The following is a 22111-nucleotide window of genomic DNA, read 5'->3' as shown; positions in this document are numbered from 1 at the left end:
CTGGAGGCCTATCCGAGGACGGAGCGGGCCCGCGGCTACCTGGAGGGCGTGGTGTCGGGGGGCCGGCGGCCGCCCCCACCCGGGGGGGGGGCCCCCCCGGCCCCCCCCACGCCGTTCGGCACGCGACAGCGAAGTGACCCACCGGTAGGGTGCTGGCGACAGGCACCGTGAGCGACCGGGAGTGGAGCACGCATGGGCGGCGAGGGCACGGGGTTCTTCGAGTCGGTGGCCGACACCGCCGCGCGGCTGGCCGAGGCGGGCTACCTGGCCTCGACCGGGGTCGCCACCACCGTCTTCCTCGCCGACCGGCTCGGCAAGCCCCTCCTGGTGGAGGGCCCGGCCGGGGTCGGCAAGACCGAGCTCGCCAAGGCCGTCGCCGCGATCGGCCGCGCCCGGCTGGTCCGGCTCCAGTGCTACGAGGGCATCGACGAGGCCCGCGCGCTCTACGAGTGGAACCACGCCAAACAGCTGCTCCGGATCACCGCCGGGCGGGACGAGGGCTGGGACGGGGCCCGCACCGACATCTTCGGCGAGGAGTTCCTGCTCACCCGCCCCCTGCTCACCGCCATCCGCGGCGACGAGCCGACCGTGCTGCTGATCGACGAGATGGACAAGGCCGACGTCGAGGTGGAGGCGCTGCTGCTCGAAGTGCTCAGCGACTTCCAGGTCACCGTCCCGGAACTGGGCACCATCACCGCGACCCGACGACCGTTCGTCCTGCTCACCTCCAACGCCACCCGGGAGCTCTCCGAGGCCCTGCGCCGCCGCTGCCTCTTCCTCCACCTCGACTACCCGGAGGCCGAGTTGGAGCGCCGCATCGTCCGGCTGAAGGTGCCCGGACTGGACGCGGCGCTGGCCGACTCGCTGGTCCGGGTGGTCGGCGCACTGCGGACCATGGAACTGCGCAAGGCGCCGTCCGTGGCGGAGACCGTCGACTGGGCCCGCACCCTGCTCGCGCTCGGCGCCGACACCCTTGACGAGGCACTCGTCCGATCCACCCTCGGCGTGATCCTCAAACACCAGGACGATGTGGTGAAGGCCGCACAGAAGCTCACCCTGGCATGAGCCCCCCGCCGGACCGCGCCGACGACGCCACCGCCACCCCCGGCGCCGGCACCACGCCGGCCGCCGACCTCGCCGCCCGGCTGACCGGCTTCGTCCGGTCGCTGCGCGGCCACGGCCTGCGGATCGGCCCGGCCGAGACGGTGGACGCGGCAGCCGTGCTCGACGTCCTCGGCCTCGCCGAACGCGAGCAGGTCCGGGCCGGCCTGGCCGCCGCCCTGCTGCGGTCCGACGGGCAACGGCCGGTCTTCGACGCCGCCTTCGACCTGTTCTTCCCGCTCGGCGTCGGCGCCCCGGAGGCCGTACGCCGGAACGCGGCCCAGGACACCGAAGGCGCGCCGCACGCCCCGGACGCCCCCGGCCCGAACCCCTCCGCCCCGAACCCCTCCGCCGAGGACGCCGCGCTCCGCGAGGACCTCCGGGCCCGGCTGGCCGCCGCACTCGCCGCCGACGACCGGGCCGCCCAGGCCCGCCTCGCGGGCGAGGTGGTGGCCGCGTTCGGCCGGTACGGCACCGGCGGCGGATCCGCAACGCCCGGCACCAGCGGCTGGTCCGCCTACCAGGCGCTCGGCCGGCTCGCGCCCGAAACCCTGCTGGCCCGCGTCCTCGCGGCGCTGCGAGCGGGCACCGTCCGCGACCCCGACGGCACCGGCCCGGACGGCGCGGACGTCGCCGACCACCTCCTCCCCGACGAGATCCGGCGCCGCATCCAGGGGTTCCGCGCCATGGTCGCCACCGAGGCACGCCGCCGGGCGGCCGAGCTCCGCGGCACCGAACAGGTCGCCGCGCGGGCCGTCGCGCCCACCGTCGACCGGATCGACTTCCTCGCCGCCGGCCGCGACCAGCTCGCCGAACTTCGGCGCACCGTCCACCCGTTGGCCCGGAAGCTGGCCACCAGGACGGCCGCGCGCCGACGCCGGGCGGCGCGCGGCCGGATCGACCTGCGCCGCACCCTGCGCCGCTCGCTCTCCACCGGCGGCGTCCCACTGCGCCCCGCGTACCGGCTGCGCCGGCCGGCCCGGCCGGAACTGGTGCTGCTCTGCGACGTCTCCGGCTCGGTCGCGGGCTTCGCCGACTTCACCATGCTGCTCGTCCAGGCGATGCGCGACCAGTTCAGCAAGGTCCGGGTGTTCGCCTTCGTCAACCGCACCGCCGAGGTGACCGGGCTGCTCACCCGGGGCGGCGCCGACCCCGCCGCACTGGCCCGCCGGATCCTCACCGAGGCCCGGGTGACGGGCTACCACGGCAACAGCGACTACGGCTCGGCGCTCGGCGAGTTCGCCGACGACCACCTGGACGCCGTCGGCCCGCGCACCAGCGTGCTGGTCCTCGGCGACGCCCGGAACAACCACCGCGATCCCAACGTGCCCGCGCTCCGCCTGGTTGCCGCCCGGGCCCGCCGCGTCTACTGGCTGAATCCCGAGCAGCGCTCCCTCTGGGGTACCGGCGACTCCGCCGCCCGCGTGTACGCCGAGGTGGTGGAGATGCACTCCTGCCCCAACTCCCGCCGCCTGGGCGACTTCATCGCCCACCTGCTACCGGTCTGACGAGCCCGCCGGTCCGACGAGCCGGTCCGACGGGCCGGTCCGCTCAGCCGTCCAGGTGCCGGAGGAAGTCGAGCAGGGCCGCCGTCACCTCCGCCGGCCGCTCCTGCTGCGTCCAGTGCCCGGCCCCCGGGAGCGTGACGTGCCGGTACAGCTTGGGCGCCATGGCGTCGAGCAGCCGGCGCAGCGCCTCCTCGGGGATCATCGCCGACACCATGTCCCGGTCGCCGACCACGTAGAGGGCCGGCACCTCGACCAGGCGGCCGACGAGGCCCGCGAGCAGCTCGTTGTTGCGGTCGATGTTGCGGTACCAGTTGAGGCCGCCGGTGAAGGCGCGCTCGCCGTGCTCGGCGTAGTCGGCGACGAAGGCCTCGATGTCGGACGCGGAGAGCCAGCCGGGCAGCGTCTCCGGATCGGGGAGGGTGTCGAGCAGGGTCCGCCCTTCGGGCACCGTCCAGGCCTGCGGCCGCTCGGAGCCGGGGCGGTCACCGGATCCGCCGACGAGCATGCGGCGGAAGGTGGAGTGCAGGTCCTCCGCCAGTTCGGCGTCGGCGACGCCGGGGCGCTGGAAGTAGATCTGGTAGAAGCCGTCGCCGTACAGCTGTCGGGGCTGCGCCAGCGGCGGCAGCCCGAGCGTCGGCAGCGGCGGCACGCTCAGCCCCGCGACCGCGCGCACCAGGTCGGGGCGGAGGGTGGCGGTGGTCCAGGCGACGGGGGCGCCCCAGTCGTGGCCGACCAGGACGGCCCGCTCCTCGCCGAGGGCGCCGATCAGGGCGCCGACGTCGCCGACCAGGTGGAGCAGCGTGTAGGCGTCGACGGACTCGGGCTGCTCGCTGCGGGCGTAGCCGCGCTGGTCGACGGCGACCACGTGGTAGCCCGCCGCGGCGAGCGGGGCGAACTGGTGCCGCCAGGAGTACCAGCTCTCCGGGAACCCGTGCAGGAGCAGGACGAGCGGCCCCTCCCCCTGTTCCGCGACGTGCAGCCGGACTCCGTTCACCTCGACCTGACGGTGTGCGATGTGCCCGTACGCCTGCAAGGTCATGCGGCCCTCCCTGGTCGCGGCTCGCCACCGGATCGGACGGACGGCGCCCGACCGTTCGCCCTCACCCTGCCCAGCGGCGTCCCCCGGGAACCCCCTGTCCCGTCCCGCCCGGGCGGGGGCCGGGTCAGCCCCACCCGTGGCCCGAACGAGGCAGTACACCCTGTTCCATGAGGTGCGATCGTCGACAGTGGTCGCCCACCGCGCCCGCCCGGCCCGTGGATGCGTGACACCCGGCACGCCCCGGCCCGGTCACCCGGGTCGGGGAGTGGGCGGGACGGCGGCGGTCGGGGTCAGTTGTTGCCCCCGCCTCCGCCGTTGTTGCCCCCGCCTCCGCCACCGTTGACCGGGGGCGCGGGGAACAGGTTGAGGAGGCCGCCCAGAATGTTGGGGCTGTAGACGTTCGTATTGCCGCAGATGTTCGCCACGCCGGCGTCTCCGCCGACGGCGCAGCCGGCGACGGGCTTCCGGTCGACGTGGCCGCCGTACCCGTGGTGGGCGCCCGAGCCTGCGACGGCCGTGCTCGCACCCGCGAGCACCAGGCCGCCGGCAGCGGCGACGACGACGATCTTCTTGATCATATGTACTCCTCATCCGATGAGATCCTCGCCCGATCGTGCGCGGCGGGGCGCGCCGCCCTCCTCAAGCGGGGCCGTCGGCCCGGATGTCCACGAACGAGTTTCACTCCCGTCGCCCAACCGGGGACCGGAGGGTCCGCGTCAGTCGTCGCGCCCCCCGCGGTCGAGGAGGGCCACCACCCCGGCGAGGGCCGCGCCCAGGACGATCATCACCAGGTAGCCCACCGTCTCGTACCCGGTGGGGATCAGGTAGCGGAGGAAGCCGAAGACGTGCAGGCCCCAGAGGTGGTCCGAGACGAGACCGCTGATGCCTCCGACCACGAGGACGAAGCTCACGAATCCGAGCAGGTTCTTCATTCCCCGGACGCTAGAGCGCCGGGTCGTCACCCGAATCCGACTTTCGGAGCGGGCGACCGCCACCAAAGTCGCGCCCGCGGAAGGCCGGCGCGGCGAGCAGCGGCACGGCGAGGAGGGCCGGGGCCGCGGCGAGGGCGAAACAGAGGGGCAGCGGCAGCTGTCCGACCAGCAGGCCGACGGTCGCGGCACCGCCGGCCGAACCGGCGTTGAGCGCGGTGTTCACCCAGGCCCCGGCCCGGGTCCGGGCGTCGGGTGCGACCGCCTCGTCCGCCACCAGGTAGGCGGTGGTGACGGCGGGTGAGACGAAGAGTCCGGCGAGCGCGACACCGGCGCCGAGCAGGAGGAGGTTCGGTGCGAGCCCCGCGACGGCCAGCGACAGTCCCAGGCCGGCGGTCAACAGCGGCAACCGGGCCGCGTTGGACATCGGCCGGTCGAGCGCGCCGAGGGCGAGACCTCCGACGGCACTGCTCGCCGAGAGAGCCGCCAGCACCCAGCCGACCGCCCCCGGACGGCCCTGCTGCTCGGCGGAGACGACCACCATCAGGTCGAGCGCGCCGAGCGCGAGACCGGTCACGGCTGCCGCGAGCACCGCGCGGCGCAGCTCTCCCCCGCCGCCGAGCCGCCCGCCCCGGGGCCCACCGGCGGTGGCCTGCCCGGCGGCCGGCGGTACGGCCGGAGCGGTCCGGGCGGGGGCGGTCCCGGCGGGAGCGGTCCCGGTCGCGGTGACCTCGGGCGGAACCACCGCAGGCGCGTCGGCCGAGGGCGCGTCGGCCGAGGGCGCGTCGACCGAGGGCGCTCGGGCAGCGGCCGGAGCCGCGACCAGCAGCAGCGTCCCGGAGAGGACCAGGGCCGCGCCCACCGCCACGGCACCGGCCGGGCCGACGACCGGGAGCAGCACGCCGACCAGCAACGGCCCGGTGACGAAGAGCAGTTCCTCGGCCACCCCGTCCAGGCTGTAGGCGCGGCGGAGCAGTGCCGGGTCGGGCAGCAGCCGGCGCCAGAGCGTCCGCATGACCGGTCCGAGCGGCGGCGTGCAGGCCCCGGCGGCGACCACCAGGATCCCGACGGCCGGCGGCTCGACCCCCGGCCTCGCGGTGGCGCCGGCCACGGCCAGGAGCAGTGCGGCGTACAGGCCGGCCATCGGCGGCAGGGCGCGCCGGGGTCCGTACCGGTCGACCAGGGCGGCCCTGGCCGGCGAGAGGAGCACGCTGGCCAGCGCGAACAGGGCCATGGCCACGCCGGCCGCCGAGTACGAACCGGTGGCGTCGCGGACGGCGAGCAGCAGCGCCAGCGGGACCGTCCCGTAGGAGAGGCGGCCGAGCAGGGCGGCGGCGAAGGTGCGGCGGGCGTGCGGTGCGCCGAGCACGGCGCGGTAGGAGGGACGGCGGGAGGCGCCGTCGGACGGGGTGCGCGCGGGCGCGGGGGAAGGCGTGGACACGGGATCGTTCCTCGGAAGAACCGGGCGGGGCGTGACGGCCCTCGGCCCGGGTGCGTACGGGGACACCGGAGCGCCGCGCCGGTCGAACGGGCGCGGTCGTGGCGGGTCGGTCACGCACGAGGAGCGAACATGGTTCCGAACCGTACCAGCACCGCCCGGGCTTGCGTCCCGCGCACCCCGCGGGCCCACGGGCGGGCGCCCCGGCCGCACCGCCACGGGTCCACGGACGGCATCGGGCGGCGCCCGGCGGCTCCGGGGACGGGCCCGGACGGAGCAGCGGGCAGGGCGGGGCGGCGGGCGCCCGGGTACGTTCGCGGTGTGCAGCAGAGGTCACTCCACGTCAGCAGACGTGCCCGCGCCGGTAGGCCGGCGGCGGGCGCCGTCGCCGCGCTCGTCCTCGCCGCCGGGTCGTCGGCCGGCTCGGCCGCCGCCTTCGCGGCGTCCTCGACGGCGAAGCCCACGACGACGCCCACGGCAGCGGCGCGCACCGCCGCGGCCCGTACGACGGCAGCTGCCACGGCGACACCCACGCGGGCGTCCGCCCGGCCCGCCGCACCGACGGCGCCCACCACGCCGGCGCGCACCGCCGCCACCGCGCCCACCGCCACCGCCACCGCCACCGCCACCGCCCGAGCGTCCGGAGCCGCGTCCGGGACCGCCCTCCCCGGCGCCGGTGCCGCGCAGGACGCCGCCGCCGTGGTCGGCGGCGAGCGGCTCGGCCGCCCGGCCGTCCAGGTGGCCCTCCGCGCCGGTGCGCCCGACCTCCCCGCCGCGCTGACCGGGCGGTCGTGGCTGATCGCCGACGCGGCCACCGGCGAGGTGCTCGCGGCCCGCAACGCGCACCTGCCGCTGCCGCCCGCCAGCACGCTCAAGATGCTCTTCGCCAACACCGTGCTGCCCCGGTTCGACCGCGCCCTGGAGCACCGGGTGACGCCGGCCGAGCTGGCGGAGCTGGGTGCGGGCAGCAGCCTGGTCGGGATCAAGGAGAACCTGCCGTACCGGGTCGAGGACCTCTGGCGGGGGGTCTTCCTCGCCTCCGGCAACGACGCCGTCCACGTGCTCGCCCACATGAACGGCGGGATCGCGAGGACCGTCGCACAGATGCAGGGCCGGGCCGACGCCCTCCAGGCCCGCGACACCCGGGTCGTCTCGCCGGACGGCTACGACCAGGACGGCCAGGTCTCCTCGGCGTACGACCTCACGCTCTTCGCGCGGGCCGGGCTGCGCAACCCGGACTTCCGTGCGTACTGCTCGACCCGCACCGCCCGCTTCCCGGGCGGGGTCGACAAGGCGACCGGCCTGCGCTCCTCGTTCGACATCGCCAACACCGACCGCCTGCTCGGCAGGTACCCGGGCCTGATCGGGGTGAAGAACGGCTACACCACCAACGCCGGGGCCACCTTCACCGGCGCCGCAGAACGCGGCGGGCGGACCCTGCTCGTGACGGTCATGCACCCGGAGCAGCAGACCAAGGTGTACGACGAGGCGGCGGCGCTGCTGGACTGGGGGTTCGCGGCGGCGGGCAAGGTCGAGCCGGTCGGGCACCTGGTCGAGGAGGCGGGAGCCTCCGCCCCGGCCGCGGCCTCGGAGGCCGCCGAGGCGCCGGCCTCGGGTGTACTGCCGCACGCGATCCGGCAGGCCGACCACGTGCTGGGGCCGGCCGGCTGGACGGCGGTCACGCTGTGCGGGGCGCTGGCGCTCTGGGCGGCGGCCCGGGTCCGGACCCGACGGCGTCTGCACCCGAGGACCGCCGCGGGCACCGCCCTGCCGGGCCCGGTTCCTGGCTCCGCGCCGACCGCCGCCCCGACGGCGTTCTCCCAGTACCCCGAATACGCCCGGTGGAGCGCGTTCCCCTTCCCGGTCGCACCGCCCACCGGGCCCGACGCCCCCGCCGCTCCGCACCCGCCCGCCCTCCCGGCGTTCCCGCCGGGCACCCCCGCCCGGCCCGACGCCGCTCCCCGGTTCCGTCCCGCCGCCGTGCCGGGGCGCGCGGCCTGTGCGGGTGCCACGGCCGTGGGTGCCAGGGCCACGGGCGCGACGGCGGTCGGCGGACGCGGACGCCGCCGGCTCGCCCGCCGGGCCCGGGGGCTGGCCGTGTCGGCCCGGACCCGGCTCACCACGGGCCGGACCGGGCGGCGGGTCTGACCCCCGGGCACCGAGGCGCCGGCCGAGGCGGGGTTCCTCCTCGCGACACCCCGGACCGGCGGGGCACCGCGTGCGCGGTGCCGCCTCCGGCGCGCGAGAGCTCCCTGGTCGGCGCCCTAGAATTCCCGCCATGAGCGCCCCCACCCCGCCCTCCGGCCCGAACGACCCTCAGGACCCTCAGGACCCTCAGGACCCTCAGGACCCGGCCGAGCGTCAGAAGCAGCGGCTCGAACGCCTGGTCCACCTCGCCTCCGGCAGCTACCTGCTGGTCACCACGTACAAGAAGGACGGCACCACCGTGCCGACCCCCGTCTGGGTGGTGCGGGACGGGGAGGCACTCGGCGTCTGGACCGTCGCGGACTCCTGGAAGGTCAAGCGGATCCGGAACCGCGCCGACGTCCTGGTCGGCCCCTGCGACCTGCGGGGCAACCCGACCGGCGAGTCGTACCCGGCCACCGCCGAGATCCTCGACCCCGGGCGCACCGCCGCCTACCGGACGCTGCTGCGGCAGAAGTACGGCCTGCTCGGCGTGGTCACCCTCCTCGGCAGTCAGTTGCGGCGCGGCAACCGCGGCACCGTCGGCATCCGGCTCACGCTCGCCGACTGACACCGACGGGAGCGACGCCCGCCCCCGCCACCGGTGGCCCGGTCACCGGGTCACCGCCAGGCAGTACGCCGGATCGGTGTCCAGCAGCCTGCGGTGGGTGCCCTCGGCCGTGACGACCCCGCCGTCCAGGACGAGGACCCGGTCCGCGGCGTCCAGCAGCGCCGGACTGCTGGTGATCACGACGGTGGTACGGCCCCGCCGCAGCGTCGCGATGTTGCGTGCGACGAGCTGCTCGGTGACGGCGTCCACGGCGGTCGTCGGGTCACGCAGGACGAGCACCTCGGTGTCGGCGGCCAGGGCCCGGGCCAGGGACAGCCGCTGGCGCTGCCCCCCGGAGAGGTTCGAGCCGCGGTCACGGACCTCGTAGTCGAGCCCCTGCCGGTGCAGGGCCACCACGTCGGTCAGCATGGACGCCTCGACCGCCTCGGGCACCGTCCGGCTCGTCCCCGACGGGTCGATGTTCGAGCGGAGCGTGCCGGCGAAGATCTCCGCGTCGTGGGGGTTGACCAGGATCCGCTCACGGACCGACTCGACCGACAGCTCCGCGAGCTCCCGGCCGCCGACCCGCACCACTCCCTCGTAGGAGTCCGGCGGGACGGCCACGGCGAAGACGGACGCGAGGTCGGCCGCCGCCCGCGGCTGGTAGGCCGCGATCGCCGTGAACTCGCCGGCCGGGACGTGGAACTTCACGCCCTGCAGGGAGCCGTACCGGACGCAGTCGACCTCCAGGTCCCCGCCCGGGGCCGGCTGCTCCGACCCCGGGGCCGCCACCGGCGGGGCGGACAGCACCAGGGCCATCCGCTCGGCCGACGCACGCGCCGTCATCACGTACTTCGGCATGTCCGAGAACAGCCGGAGCGGCTCCATGATGAACTGCGCCAGGCCCACGGCCATGACGAGCGCCCCGATGCCGATCTGCCCGTCGAGGGCCAGCCATCCGGCCGTCAGGGTCACCGAGGCCGCGAGGGTCGCGTTCAGCGCCAGCGCGGCGCCCGCGTAGGCGCCGTTCACCCGGGCGACGGTGACCGCCTGCTCCTTCGCCTCCGTGCTGACCCTCCGGTAGGAGCGGAACGCCGCGTGGTTGCCGCCGAAACCGTGCAGCGGGCGCAGGCCCGTGATCAGGTCGGCGACCTTCGCACCCGCGCGTGCCACCCGCGCCTGCTGTTCCTTGGTGCTGCTGCCGATCCGCCGGGACATCACGCTGAGGACCGAGAGGATGGCGACGGTCCCGACCATGACCAGCAGGCCGAGCCGCAGGCTCGCCGTGCCCAGGGCCACCGCCGCGACCAGCACCGCGACCATGGAGCTGATCAGCATCGGCACCACCTCGACGATGTCGGCGGTCTGGTCGGCGTCCTCGGTGGCGATGGTGAGCACCTCACCGGACTTGAGGCCGGTGTCCCGGGCCACCGGCTGGAGGCCGCAGGCCGCGACCCGCACCCTCCAGCGGTGGGCCTCGGTCGTGTTGGCCTTCTGCAGGACGCGCATGCCGAAGCGCCACGACAGGGACACCGTCGTCGTGATCACGGCCAGGGCCGCGACCGCCAGGGCGAGTGATCCGGGGCTGCGTTCGCGCATCGTGTGCTCGACGATCAGACCGAGCGCGATGGGGAAGGCGGTCTCGCCGGCCTGGTAGAGGCTCATGAGGAGGGTGCCCCGGGCCATGGCACCGGCGTTGCGGCGGATCGCGGTCCGGAGTATGTCGGATCCCGGGCGGCGGGATCGCTGGACGTCAGGAGTTGTCATCGATGCGGGGCAATCGCTTCCGGGGTTCGCAGGGTGAACAGATCACGGATCGTGATCAGGGGGCCGAACTCCCGGCGCAGGAGTCCGACCGGACGTACGGCCGGCGTGGAGTGTCTCCCGAGGGGCGGGAGGTCGCCCACCGCGCTCGCCCCGGGGAACTCAGGCCGGACCGACCTGACGTGGAATCGCCCGGCTCTCGCCCCTCCAGGCCCGCCAGAGCTGCGCGTAGCGGCCGCCCAGGGCCACCAGCTCCCCGTGCGTGCCCTGCTCCACGACGCGTCCCGCGTCCAGCACGGCGATCCGGTCGGCCGCCATCGCCTGGGTCAGCCGGTGGGCCACGAACAGCGTGGTCCGGCCGGCGCAGGCGGCCCGAACGGCCCGCTCCAGTTCGGCGGCGCCCTCACTGCCGGCCTCCGCGGTCGACTCGTCGAGCACCACCACCGGCGCCCGTCCCAGCACCAGGCGGGCCAGGGCGACATGGGCGACCGCGGTGCCGTCCAGCCGTTCACCGCCCTCGCCCACCGCCGTGTACAGCCCGTCGGGCAGCGCCTCGACCCACTCCTCGGCGCCCACGGTGCGCAGCGCGTCCATCAGTTCGGCGTCGGTCGACTCCGGCGCGGCGAGCCGCAGGTCGTCGGCGAGCGGGCCGGAGAACACGTGCGTCTCCTGGGTCAGGACGCTCACCAGCGCCCTCGCCCCGACCTCGTCCAGGTCGGCGAGGTCGATCGGTCCGACGCGGACCGACCCGGTCTGCGGAGTCTCGATGCCCGCGACGAGGGCGGCCAGGGTCGACTTGCCGGCGCCCGTGGCGCCCACCAGGGCCAGTGAGCCACCGGCCGGGACCGTCAGGGTGACGTCCCGCAGGACCGGCTCCTCGGCGCCCGGGTACGCGAACGTCAGCCCCTCCACCGTCACCGGGTACGGGGTGCCGTCCTGCGGCGCGGGGGCCGAGTCGCCCACCAGCCGCTCCGCCGCGGACTCCGTCAGCACGCCGACGAGCCGGGTCAGGCTCGCGCCCGACTTCTGCGCCTCGTCGAAGGTGAACATGATGGCGCCCAGCGGCGTGAAGAGGCGGTGGAACACCAGGGGGGCCGCGGACACGTCGCCGAGGCTGGCGGATCCGGTCTCCAGCAGGACGTAGCCCACCACGAGGATCAGGACGAGGCCGATGAACTCCGCGCGGTTCTCCCTGCCGACGAACCGGCCGAAGAAGCGGAACACCTCGACGCCGTGGTCCCGCACCCGCTGCGAGTCGTCGGCGACCTTCTCCCGGAACCTCTCCTCCAGGCGGTAGGCCCGGACGGTGTCGATGCCGTTCAGACCGCTGATCAGCGCCTGCGCGCGGTCGGCCTGGGCGGCGCGCTGCTTGCGGTAGAGCGGGGCGGACCGGGGGAGGTACCAGCGCAGCGCCAACCCGTACGCGGGCAGCGCGCAGGCTCCCGCGAGGCCGAGCCGCCAGTCGAGCCCGAACATGCCGATCGTGGCGACGGCCACCAGCACGCCCGCGGAGAACACCGTGGGGACGGCCGAACGGATGCCCCTGGACAGGACGGCGACGTCGTCGCCGACCCTGGAGAGGACGTCGCCGCGGCCCACCTGCTCGACCCGGGCGATCGGCATGCCCAGCACGGCCCGGACGGCGCCCTCCCGCAGATGCGCGAGCAGGTCGGCGCCGAGCCTCCCGATCAGGTACGTCGACGCCGCGGTGGCCGCCGCGCCGAGCAGCGCGGCGGCCACCATCAGCGCGCCGATCGGGAGCAGGGACGAGCCCGGCTCGCCCCGGACCACGCCGTCGACCACGCGGCCGAGCAGGAGGACCGGGAGCATCTGGAGCGCCGCCCCGGCCACCGTGCTGACCGCGGTGGCGGCCGTCAACCACGGAGTGTCGCGGCAGTGGGCGGCGACCCATCGGGCTGCCTCACGGCCGCCCGTGGTGCGCAGGGTGGCCGGAGCGGCCGGTGTTCCCGTGGTGCTCACACCCAGGTCCTCTCTGTCGGATCCCGCCGGCCGCGCCACCCGCTGTTCCGACGTGATCCGGAGGAGCGAACCCGGGGCCTGTCCGACGATCCCTAGCCGACCGACTTGGCGAGCTCGTCGATGGCGAACGGCAGGGAGAGCAGGGTCGCCTGCGACATCGCCGCGCCGACCGCCGGTCCCTCACTGTCCAGCAGGTACGACACCTTGCCGGCCTTGGACACCTTCAGGTTGGTGAAGAGGTCGAACTTCTTCAGCGCGTCGGTGTCGACCTTGTCGTTGATGACGAAGACGCGGTCGACGTCGACGAGGTCCATGCGCTCCGGGGAGAGCTGCGTGGAGAACCCGGACCCCGCGATCCTGTCGATCTCGGTCTGGCCCTTGAAGCCCATCCCGGCGAGGAGCTGACCCCGTACGTCGGTGGTGGTGAAGGGCGTGACCGAGTCCTTGTACCAGGAGAGCGCGACGGCGGTCTGGGTGGCGAACTCCGGGTGGGCCGTCTTGACCGCGGCGAGCTTGTCCTGGATGCCCTGGACCATCTGCTTACCCTCGTCGGCCTTGCCGAGCGCCTTGGCGATGTGGAGCGCGTTGTCCTGCCACGGAGCGCTGAACGGCTCCTTCTCGGCCTTCGTACGGCCGACCGTCGGGGCGATCTTGGAGAGCTTGTCGTAGGCGGCCTGGTCGATCTCGGAGTAGACCGCGACGATCAGGTCGGGCCGCAGGGCGGCGATCTTCTCGAAGTTGGGGCCGGCGTCGCCGTTGTTCAGGACCACCTCGGGACGCGCGTCGCCCCACTTGTCCTTGACCCAGGGCCACTGCGTGTTGATGTCGGGGCTCTGCCCCACCGGGTTCGGGTACTGGTCGACCATGCCGACCGGCTTGACGCCGAACGCGAGGATCGTCTGGTCGTCGGTGTAGCCGACGGACACGACACGCTTGGGCGCCTTGTCGACCTTCGTGGACCCGAAGGCGTGCTCGACGGTGACGGGGAACGCGCCGGTGGCGGCCGGGGCGTTGGCGCTGTCGTTCGCGCTCTTGTCCCCCGCGTCGGAACCACAGCCGGCGAGGAGACCCACGCCGAGGGCCGCGACGGACACGCCCGCCGCCAGCCGCCGCCAGGCGTTCGTTCGTGTCGTTCGGTCGAGGAGCATCCGGATTCCCTTGCTGTCGTGCTGTCCGACACCCCGCATGACGGCAGGTGAGCCTTGGTTTGGGGTGATGAGGTGAGCCTAGCCTAAGTTGAAGCTCCGGCTTCCCGCCCGCCCCGTCCCCGGACATGGGTCCGGCCTATCGGCACGACGAGCGGCCGGCCACCCACCGGGTCGTCGATCACCTCGGCCCGCAGGCCGAACGCCTCGTGCAGCAGCTCCGGGGTCACCACGTCGCGCGGGTGACCCTGCGCCAGGACCGAACCCGCCTTCATCACGATCAGGTTGTCGCTGTACCGGGCGGCCAGGTTGAGGTCGTGCAGCACCATGACCACGGTGCACCCCGACTCGTGCAGGTCGTCCACCAGGTCGAGCACGTCGACCGCGTGCGCGAGGTCCAGGTAGGTGGTGGGCTCGTCGAGCAGCAGCAGATCGGTGCCCTGGGCCAGCGTCATGGAGATCCAGACCCGCTGCCGCTGACCCCCGGACAGCGCGTCGACGGGGCGGTCGGCCAGGTCGGACACCCCGGTCATGGCCAGCGCGCGCTCCACCACCGAGGCGTCGTCGGAGGACCACTGCCGCAGCCAGCTCTGGTGCGGGTGCCGGCCCCTGGCGACGAGGTCCGCCACGGTCAGGCCCTCCGGCGCGACGGGCGACTGCGGCAGCAGGCCGAGCTTCTTCGCCACGTCCCTGGTCCTGAGCCTGACGATGTCCTCACCGTCCAGCACCACCGACCCCCGGGTCGGCCTGAGCAGCCGTGACAGGGTCCGCAGCAGGGTGGACTTCCCGCACCCGTTGGGGCCGATGATCGTGGTCACCACCCCCGGCGGGATCGTGACGTCCAGGGCGTCGATGACGGTCCGGTCGCCGTACCCGACCGTGACACCCCTGGCCGCCAGCCGCGGGACGCCGTCCGACCCGGCGGCGGAACCGGTCCGGGACCTGATCCCGGATTTGATCCCGGACCTGATCCCGGACTCGGTCCCGGGCTCGGTCCCGGTGTGCTCAGCGACCATGGGGCCCCCTCTATTTAGGCTTGCCTAACCTTTCTATCACCTAGCGGCGGTTCGCCCGCACCAGGAGGTGGACGAGGAAGGGACCACCGATGGCGGCGGTGACCACGCCGACCGGCAGGGTGATCGGCAGCGCCGTCCGGGCGACCAGGTCCGAGCCGATCAGCAGCAGCGCTCCGACCGTGCCGGAGGCCACCACCGGCGGTGTCGGGCACCTCGTCAGACGCATCGCCACCTGCGGCGCCACCAGGGCGACGAACGGCACCGGCCCCGCCGCGCTCACCGCGAAGCCGGCCAGGAGCACCGCGCAGAGCAGCAGCACCGCCCGCACCAGCGCGTACCGCACCCCCAGGCCGGCCGCCACGTCGTCACCGAAGTGCAGCGGTTTGAACTGGAAGGCGACGCCGGTCACGACGGCCAGGACGGCCAGCGTGCCCCAGAGCGCCACCCACACCTCGTCCCAGGAACGGTTGTCCAGCGAGCCGACCAGCCACGCCTGGGCCCGGGCCACGTCCCTGATGTCGGCGGTGGCCAGCAGCCAGGTCGTGACCGCCTCCATCACGGCGCTCACCGAGATGCCGATGAGGATGAGCCGGAAACCGTCGACCCCCCGTCGCCACGCCAGGAAGTACACCAGCAGGCCGGTGCCGAGACCGCCCACCAGCGCCGCCCCGGAGAGGCCGACGGCGCTGACGACCGCGGCGGCCGACCCGCCCGACACCGTCACCAGGAACACCGTGACGGCGCTCGCCCCTCCGGTGATCCCCAGGATGTCCGGACTCGCCAGCGGGTTGCGGGCGATGGACTGCGTGAGCGCCCCGGACACCCCCAGCGCGAACCCCACGACGAGACCGGCCAGGGCCCGCGGCATGCGCAGGTCCATGATCACGAACTCGTCGACCCGCTCGCCGCCGCCGAAGAGCGTGGCCACCACCTGCGGCAGCCCGATGGGGAAGTCCCCCACCGCGATGGACAGGCAGAACCCCAGGAAGGTCGCCGCCGTCAGCAGCAGCGTGACCAGCACGATCCTGGGCCGCCACACGAAGGACAGGCCGCCGAACCGCACGCCCGGCGCCGCCACCCGCTTCTCCAAGGTCACGTTCATGCGCTCTTGAACTTCCCTCGCCACACCAGACCCGCGAAGAACGGGGCACCGAGGAGGGCGACGAGGACGCCGGCCTCCAGCTCGCCCGGCCGGACCACCACGCGCCCCACGATGTCGCAGACCAGCAGGACCACCGCGCCGAGCAGGCCCGCGTACGGCACCAGCCAGCGGTAGTCCGGCCCCGCCAGGTACCGGGCCACGTGCGCCACCATGAGCCCGAGGAACGTGACAGGACCGCACGCCGCCGTCGCCGCGCCCGCCATGAGCGTGATCGCGACGATGCCGACGGTCCGGATCAGCGCGATGTTCACCCCCAGGCCCCGCGCCACGTCGTCCCCCAGGTTGAGCAGGTTGACCGAGGGCAGGGTGACCAGGGCCAGCACCAGCCCGACCACGACGAAGGCGGTCACCGGCCAGATCACCCGGAACGGCACACCGGCCACCGAGCCGGCGTTCCAGAACCGCAGGGCGTTCAGCGCCGCCTTGTCCGACAGGGCGATCGCCGTCGTCATCGCCGCGAGGAACACCGCGACCCCCTGGCCCGCCAGAGCCAGGGTCAGCGGATTGCCGGCGCCCCGCCCGATGCTCGACAGCCCGAACACGACGACACCCGCGAGCGCGGCCCCCAGGAAGGCGAACCACACGTACTGGAACGGGTCGGTGAACCCCAACAGGGAGATCGCCGCCACCACGGCGAACGAGGCACCGGTGTTCACCCCCAGCAGGCCGGTGTCCGCGATGGGGTTGCGGGTGAACCCCTGGATCAGTGCCCCGCCGACGCCCAGCGCGACGCCCGCCACGATCGCGAGCACCGTCCGGGGCACCCGCACGGTCTGCACGATGAGCCTGATCTCCGTACTCCTCTGGTCGGGGTCCGGCCCCGCGAACAGCCCGTGCCACACCTCGGCGGGAGTCAACGCCCGCGCACCGACGGCGACCGAGAGCACCGCAACGGCGACGAGGACCGCTCCCACCACGCCCAGACCGAGGATTCGCCGCCGCCGGAGCCCTGCCACCTTGGAAAGTGCGGGGCGTTCCGCTGAAATCGCGCCCGTGGCGAGGTAGGTCATCCCGGCACCGTCGCCGGGCCGCCCGGCGACCTCGTGCTCGCCGTCGGGCGGGCCGCCGGAGCGACGGCGTGTGCCAGGGGGCACGGACGTTCCTTTCTCTCACGTACTGCGTGCACGTCGGCCGACCCGCCTGCGGGTCGGCCGGGACGGCCGCCTGCCGGGCGTCCTGTCGAGGCCGGAGGCGCGAAGGAGTCCAGGCGCACCGACGACCGACGACCGACGGAACTTAGGTAACGCTCACCTTATCCAGTAGTGCTGTCGACCGAACAAGAGGGGGCGAAGCCCTCCTTCCCCGCCCAATTCCGCCCGGTGGGGGTACCGCCCGGCCGGAACTGTTCTCCCCTCGTACGTCCGGCCGTTCACCACAGCGCGCGGTACGGCACGGGTGACGCTGCTAAGGCTTGTCCGACAGACGCCCCTGAACGCACAGCGCCGACCATCACCCGCTCGCTCGTCAGGAGGACCCCCGTGAGGCGAACCGATCGAGTCCGGCTCCGCACACCGGCGGTGGCATCCGCCGCCGCCGTCGTGGGAGCGCTCCTCGCGCTGCCGGCCGGCACCGCGCAGGCGGTGTCCGCGGACATCGTGATCAGCCAGGTGTACGGCGGTGGCGGCAACTCCGGCGCCCAGTACGCCAACGACTACGTCGAGCTCTACAACCGGGGCACCGTGCCGGTCCCGGTCACCGGCTGGACCGTCCAGTACGCCTCGGCGGGCGGCTCCTCCTGGGCGAGGACCACGCTGTCGGGCACCGTCGCCCCCGGCAGGTACTACCTCGTCCAGCAGGCGGCGGGGGCCGGCTCCGGAGCCGCCCTGCCGACGCCGGACGCGACCGGCACGCTCGCCCTGAGCGCCACCACCGGCAAGGTCGCGCTGGTCACCAACGGCACCGCGCTCACCTGCGCCACGGGCTGCGCCACCCAGCCGGGCGTGAAGGACTTCGTCGGCTACGGGTCGACGGCCAGTTCCGCCGAGGGCTCACCGACCGGCAACCTCGCCAACACCACGGCCGCGCTGCGGGCCGGCGGCGGGGCCACCGACACCGACAGCAACGCGGCCGACTTCGCCGTCACCGCGCCCGCCCCCCGCAACTCCTCCTCCGGCGGCGGCACCGGCGGCACCCGGATACGTGACGTCCAGGGCGCCGCCCGCACCTCGCCGAAGGCCGGACAGACCGTCACGGCCGTGCCCGGCGTCGTCACCGCCACCGGCCCGAGCGGCTTCTGGTTCCAGGACCCGCAGCCCGACGCCGACCCGGCCACCAGCGAGGCCGTCTACGTCTACACGGCCGGCGCACCGGGCGTCGCCGTCGGCGACTCGGTGACGGTCGGCGGCACGGTGAGCGAGTTCCGTCCGGGCGGCACCGGCGGCACCACCAACCTCACCGTCACCGAACTGACCGCACCGAGCGTCACCGTCCTCACCCACAACGCGCCGCTTCCCGCACCCGCCCTGGTCGGGGCCGGCGGCCGGGTGCCGCCGGCCGCGGTGATCTCCGGCGTGACCAGCGGCAACGTCGAGACCGCGGCCGGCTTCCAGCCGTCCACCGACGGCCTCGACTTCTGGGAGTCCCTGGAGGGCATGCGGGTCAGGATCGACGACGCGGCCGTGGTCGGCCCGACCAGCTCGTTCGGCGAGATCCCGGTCGTCCCGCAGGGCTCCACCACCCGCACCACCCGCGGCGGCATCCTCCTCCGGGCCGGCGACGGCAACCCCGAACGGATCGTCCTCGACGACGTGCTCGCCCCCGTACCGACCGCCAAGGTCGGCGACACCCTCACCGGCGCCACCGTCGGCGTCGTCGACTACTCCTTCGGCAACTTCAAGCTGCTCCCCACCACGACCCCGACGGTCACCTCCGGCGGACTCGCCGCGGAGACCACGGCCGCGCCGGCCGCCGGCGAACTGGCCACGGCGACGTTCAACGTCGAGAACCTCTCCCCGAACGACCCCCAGAGCAAGTTCGACGGCCTGGCCGCCGCCGTGGTCACCAACCTCCGCGCGCCCGACCTGGTCGCGCTGGAGGAGATCCAGGACAACAACGGCGCCACCGACAACGGCACCGTCGCCGCCGACCAGACCCTCGCCCGGCTGACCGCCGCCATCACCGCGGCCGGCGGCCCGTCCTACTCCTACCGGCAGATCAACCCGGTGGACGGCCAGGACGGCGGCCAGCCCGGCGGCAACATCCGCCAGGTCTTCCTCTACCGCACGGACCGGGGTCTGACCTTCACCGACCGCCCGGGCGCCGGCTCCAGCACCGCCAACTCGGTCGTCAACAGCGGCGGCACCCCGGCACTCGCCTACTCCCCCGGCCGGATCGACCCGGGCAACTCCGCGTTCGGCGCCAGCCGCAAGCCGCTGGCCGGCGAGTTCCGCTGGAACGGCCGCCCGGTCTTCGTGATCGCCAACCACTTCAACTCCAAGGGCGGCGACCAGCCCCTCTTCGGCCGCTACCAGCAGCCGGCCCGCCCCTCCGAGACCCAGCGGCACGCCCAGGCCGGCGTGGTGAAGACCTTCACCGACCAGCTCCTCGCCGTCGACCCGAACGCCTCGGTGATCGTCCTCGGCGACATCAACGACTTCGAGTTCTCCCAGACCGCCGACCTCCTCACCGCGGGCGGCTCCCTGGTCGACCTCCCCCGCACCCTCCCCCTCGCCGAGCGCTACACCTACGTCTACGAGGGCAACTCCCAGGTGCTCGACCACATCCTGATCTCCCCCGCCCTCGCGGCCAGGCCCTACAGCTACGACATCGTCCACCTCAACAGCGAGTTCCCCACCCAGCTCAGCGACCACGACCCCCAGGTCGTCCGCATCCCCCTCCCCTGACACCCCGAACCCCGCTGCCCCGGCCCCGCCCCCGGCGCCGGGGCAGCGCCGTATGTGAAGGCAGGCTTCGTTCCCAGCCGCATTCGCGAACATGACACACCGATAGCATGCATACAATCTGCTCGGAACCTGGTCACAGCGCCTTCTCAAGCGGCTAGGCTCCCTGCTGGCCGGGACGGGCACACGCCGACGGCACCACCACATCACGGCTGCGCCGGCGCCACCGGCACAGCCCTGTTCCTCTGGGGGACATTCGTGCAGGAAATGGTCAAGGGAGCCAATGTCGGACTCGCGGCGCTGAGCGAGGCCACCGACTCCGTCACCGTGGGCCTCGGGTGGAGCAGCCCCGACGGCGACGGGGACGCCGACGTCTCGGTCCTCCTCCTGACCGCCGACGGCAAGGTCCGCAGCAACGCCGACTTCTTCTTCTACAACAACCCCACCGCCGAGGACGGCAGCGTCCAACTGCTCGGGCAGACCCCGACCGAGGCCGGAACCGAGGACCGCATCCAGCTGGACCTCACCGCCGTGCCCACCGACATCGACCGCCTGGTGATCGCAGCCAGCCGCCACCAGCGGGCTCCCTTCGGCAAGTTGGACAATCTCCGAGTCGAACTCACCGACCTGGGCGGCGAGCGGCTGCTCGGCTTCTCCATCACCGACGCGGACTCCGAGAGCGCCTTCGTGTTCGGCGAGATCTACCGCCGGAACCAGGAGTGGAAGTTCCGCGCCATCGGCCAGGGCTACGACACCGGACTGGCGGGGCTCGCCACCGACTTCGGCATCGAGATCGAGGACGACGAGAACGACTCGGACAACGAGCTCGACGCGCGCGACGAGAACGACCGCGCCGACGGCGCCCTCACCACGGACCCCCTGCCCGGGGCCGAGGAATCGGCTGCCAAGACAACGGCGCCCGCCACCGCGAACCCGCCCACCACCACGGCACCGCCCGCCGTCCCGGCTCCGACCACCGATTCGACTCCCGAGCCGGCAGCCCCCAAGCGGCTACGCACGGCCAAGAAGAAGGTCACCCTCCCCAAGGCCCCCAAGCCGTCGCTCGCCGAGAACGACGCCTGGCGCACGGCGCGGCTCTTCCCCGCCAGCAGCCTCAAGAGCGACCGCGAGCGGGAGGTCCGTGCCACCTCGGTCCTGCTGTCCGTGATGGCCCAGGTGCCGGAGTTCGGACGCCGCCTCACCGCCGCGTTCGGCGCACCGGCCGGCCGTACCGAGACGTTCACCGAGGTGTCGCTGCCGCACGGCGACTCGCCCAAGCGGCCCGACGGCGTCATACGCGTCGAGCGGGCCGGGCGGCTGTGGACGGCCCTCGTCGAGAGCAAGACCAACGGCAACCCGCTGAAGGCCGATCAGGTCCAGGACTACATGGACATCGCCGCACGACGCGGCTACGAGGCGGTCATCACCCTCTCCAACGACGTGGCACTCGACGGGAGTCCGCTCGTCGCCGTCAAGGTCGACGGACGGCGCAAGCACAAGGTCCTGCTCGGCCACCTCTCCTGGGCCGAGGTCGCCTACCAGGCGAAGACGCTGATCCGGCACGAGGGCGTCAGCAACCCCGCGCACGCGTGGCTGCTCCAGGAACTCCTGCACTACCTCCAGCACGAGAACTCGGGCTGCCACGGCTTCCAGAACATGGGCCCTGCCTGGGTGCCGGTCCGCAAGGGCATCGACGACGAGACGCTGGCCACGGGGGACCAGCGCGCCGTCCAGGTCGTCGAGAGCTGGGAACGACTCGTCCGGCAGGTCTGCTTCCAACTCGGCGGCGAACTCGGCGTCAAGGTGCTGCCCGTCCAGCGGACCCGCCGTGGCGAGGACGCCCGGGCCCGCCGCACCGAGCTCGCCGACCGGCTCTGCACGGACGGTCGACTGAGCGCCGAGATCAGGATCGACGATGCCGCTGGCAGCATCTCCATCACCGCCGACCTCCGGGTCGGGAAGCTCCGCACCTCGACCGAGATCCCGGCCCCCGAGCAGGGCTATCCGCTCAGCTGGGTCAAGCGCCTGGTCCGCCAGCTCGCCGAAGCCCCGGCCGACCTGCACGTGGAGACGCTCACCGACGGCGCTGCCGCCGGTCCCCGGGGCACGTTGGAGAAGCTCCGGCCCGAACCCGGCGACCTGCTGCCGAAGGACACCTCGCGGATCACCGGCTTCCGTCTCTCCCTGTCGAAGAGCATGGGCAGTACCCGCGGCAACGCCGAGACCGGTTTCATCCGCAGCGTCGACGATGCCGTCGAACGGTTCCACTCGACCGTCCTCGTGCACCTTGACCACCGTGCGGCGCGGCGGCCGTAGACGCCGGGGCATCGGGGCCGGGGCCGTCCGCACGGTCGCCCCACCGCAACCGCAGGGCCGCCGGGGGGGGGGGCCCCCGCCGCCGGCCCCCCCCCCGGAGGGCCGGGGGCACCCCCCCCCCCGGCGAATAAAAAAAAAAC

Annotated in this window: 16 protein-coding genes; 6 read left to right on the top strand and 10 right to left on the bottom strand. The window is 74.0% G+C overall.

What is annotated here, in order from left to right; all coding sequences use genetic code 11:
- Positions 1-192 precede the first annotated feature (192 nt).
- The gene (locus ACFWIC_RS08575; RefSeq protein ID WP_380517019.1) at positions 193-1065 is read left to right on the top strand and encodes an AAA family ATPase; all 873 of its coding nucleotides are present in this window, start codon (positions 193-195) and stop codon (positions 1063-1065) included.
- Entirely contained in the window at positions 1062-2609 is a 1548-nt protein-coding gene (locus tag ACFWIC_RS08570; protein WP_380357682.1) for a VWA domain-containing protein, read from the top strand. The genes ACFWIC_RS08575 and ACFWIC_RS08570 overlap by 4 nt, the downstream gene beginning before the upstream one ends.
- 43 nt (positions 2610-2652) lie before the next feature.
- Here ACFWIC_RS08570 and ACFWIC_RS08565 read toward each other — a convergent pair whose 3' ends face one another.
- The 4 genes from ACFWIC_RS08565 to ACFWIC_RS08550 all read right to left on the bottom strand — a co-directional run bounded on the left by ACFWIC_RS08565 (position 2653) and on the right by ACFWIC_RS08550 (position 6018).
- Positions 2653-3648, bottom strand: a complete 996-nt coding sequence (locus tag ACFWIC_RS08565; RefSeq protein WP_355409004.1) for an alpha/beta hydrolase — start codon at positions 3646-3648, stop codon at positions 2653-2655.
- Between the two features lie 290 nt (positions 3649-3938).
- On the bottom strand, positions 3939-4226 hold the full coding sequence (locus ACFWIC_RS08560) for a hypothetical protein (RefSeq protein ID WP_380517015.1): 288 nt from the start codon (positions 4224-4226) through the stop codon (positions 3939-3941).
- Between the two features lie 138 nt (positions 4227-4364).
- On the bottom strand, positions 4365-4580 hold the full coding sequence (locus ACFWIC_RS08555) for a hypothetical protein (protein ID WP_355409002.1): 216 nt from the start codon (positions 4578-4580) through the stop codon (positions 4365-4367).
- A gap of 10 nt (positions 4581-4590) precedes the next feature.
- Positions 4591-6018, bottom strand: coding sequence for an MFS transporter (locus ACFWIC_RS08550; protein ID WP_380517012.1), 1428 nt, complete (start codon positions 6016-6018; stop codon positions 4591-4593).
- Positions 6019-6336: 318 nt separating this feature from the next.
- Here ACFWIC_RS08550 and ACFWIC_RS08545 point away from each other — a divergent pair, with 318 nt between their 5' ends.
- Positions 6337-8163: a D-alanyl-D-alanine carboxypeptidase family protein gene (locus ACFWIC_RS08545; RefSeq protein ID WP_380517009.1), complete on the top strand. Its 1827-nt coding sequence runs from the start codon at positions 6337-6339 to the stop codon at positions 8161-8163.
- A gap of 130 nt (positions 8164-8293) precedes the next feature.
- Positions 8294-8770, top strand: a complete 477-nt coding sequence (locus ACFWIC_RS08540) for a PPOX class F420-dependent oxidoreductase (protein ID WP_329948210.1) — start codon at positions 8294-8296, stop codon at positions 8768-8770.
- A gap of 42 nt (positions 8771-8812) precedes the next feature.
- Here ACFWIC_RS08540 and ACFWIC_RS08535 read toward each other — a convergent pair whose 3' ends face one another.
- The 6 genes from ACFWIC_RS08535 to ACFWIC_RS08510 all read right to left on the bottom strand — a co-directional run bounded on the left by ACFWIC_RS08535 (position 8813) and on the right by ACFWIC_RS08510 (position 16826).
- Complete coding sequence (locus ACFWIC_RS08535; protein ID WP_380357665.1) at positions 8813-10516, bottom strand: ABC transporter ATP-binding protein; 1704 nt, start codon at positions 10514-10516, stop codon at positions 8813-8815.
- A 159-nt stretch (positions 10517-10675) separates the two neighbouring features.
- Positions 10676-12493, bottom strand: a complete 1818-nt coding sequence (locus tag ACFWIC_RS08530) for an ABC transporter ATP-binding protein (RefSeq protein WP_380517005.1) — start codon at positions 12491-12493, stop codon at positions 10676-10678.
- A gap of 92 nt (positions 12494-12585) precedes the next feature.
- Positions 12586-13641, bottom strand: coding sequence for an iron-siderophore ABC transporter substrate-binding protein (locus tag ACFWIC_RS08525; RefSeq protein ID WP_329880879.1), 1056 nt, complete (start codon positions 13639-13641; stop codon positions 12586-12588).
- Positions 13642-13724: 83 nt separating this feature from the next.
- Positions 13725-14654 carry an ABC transporter ATP-binding protein gene (locus ACFWIC_RS08520; protein WP_380517002.1) on the bottom strand — a complete coding sequence of 310 codons (930 nt, stop codon included), beginning with the start codon at positions 14652-14654 and terminating at the stop codon, positions 13725-13727.
- Between the two features lie 40 nt (positions 14655-14694).
- Positions 14695-15756: a FecCD family ABC transporter permease gene (locus tag ACFWIC_RS08515; protein WP_380357660.1), complete on the bottom strand. Its 1062-nt coding sequence runs from the start codon at positions 15754-15756 to the stop codon at positions 14695-14697.
- Positions 15753-16826: a FecCD family ABC transporter permease gene (locus ACFWIC_RS08510; protein WP_380517075.1), complete on the bottom strand. Its 1074-nt coding sequence runs from the start codon at positions 16824-16826 to the stop codon at positions 15753-15755. Before ACFWIC_RS08510 ends, ACFWIC_RS08515 begins: the two co-directional genes overlap by 4 nt.
- Positions 16827-17294: 468 nt before the next feature.
- Between ACFWIC_RS08510 and ACFWIC_RS08505 the strand changes: the two genes are divergently transcribed.
- Positions 17295-19658, top strand: a complete 2364-nt coding sequence (locus ACFWIC_RS08505; RefSeq protein ID WP_380516999.1) for a lamin tail domain-containing protein — start codon at positions 17295-17297, stop codon at positions 19656-19658.
- 264 nt (positions 19659-19922) lie between these two features.
- Positions 19923-21971 (top strand): TerD family protein, encoded by a 2049-nt coding sequence (locus tag ACFWIC_RS08500; protein ID WP_380516997.1) that lies wholly within the window; start codon positions 19923-19925, stop codon positions 21969-21971.
- The last annotated feature ends 140 nt before the right edge of the window (positions 21972-22111 follow it).

It is taken from the genome of Kitasatospora sp. NPDC127035 (assembly GCF_042726075.1).
In the GTDB taxonomy this organism is placed as follows: domain Bacteria; phylum Actinomycetota; class Actinomycetes; order Streptomycetales; family Streptomycetaceae; genus Kitasatospora.
Note: the sequence above shows the minus strand (reverse complement) of the source record. Positions and strands in the feature narration are given on the sequence as shown.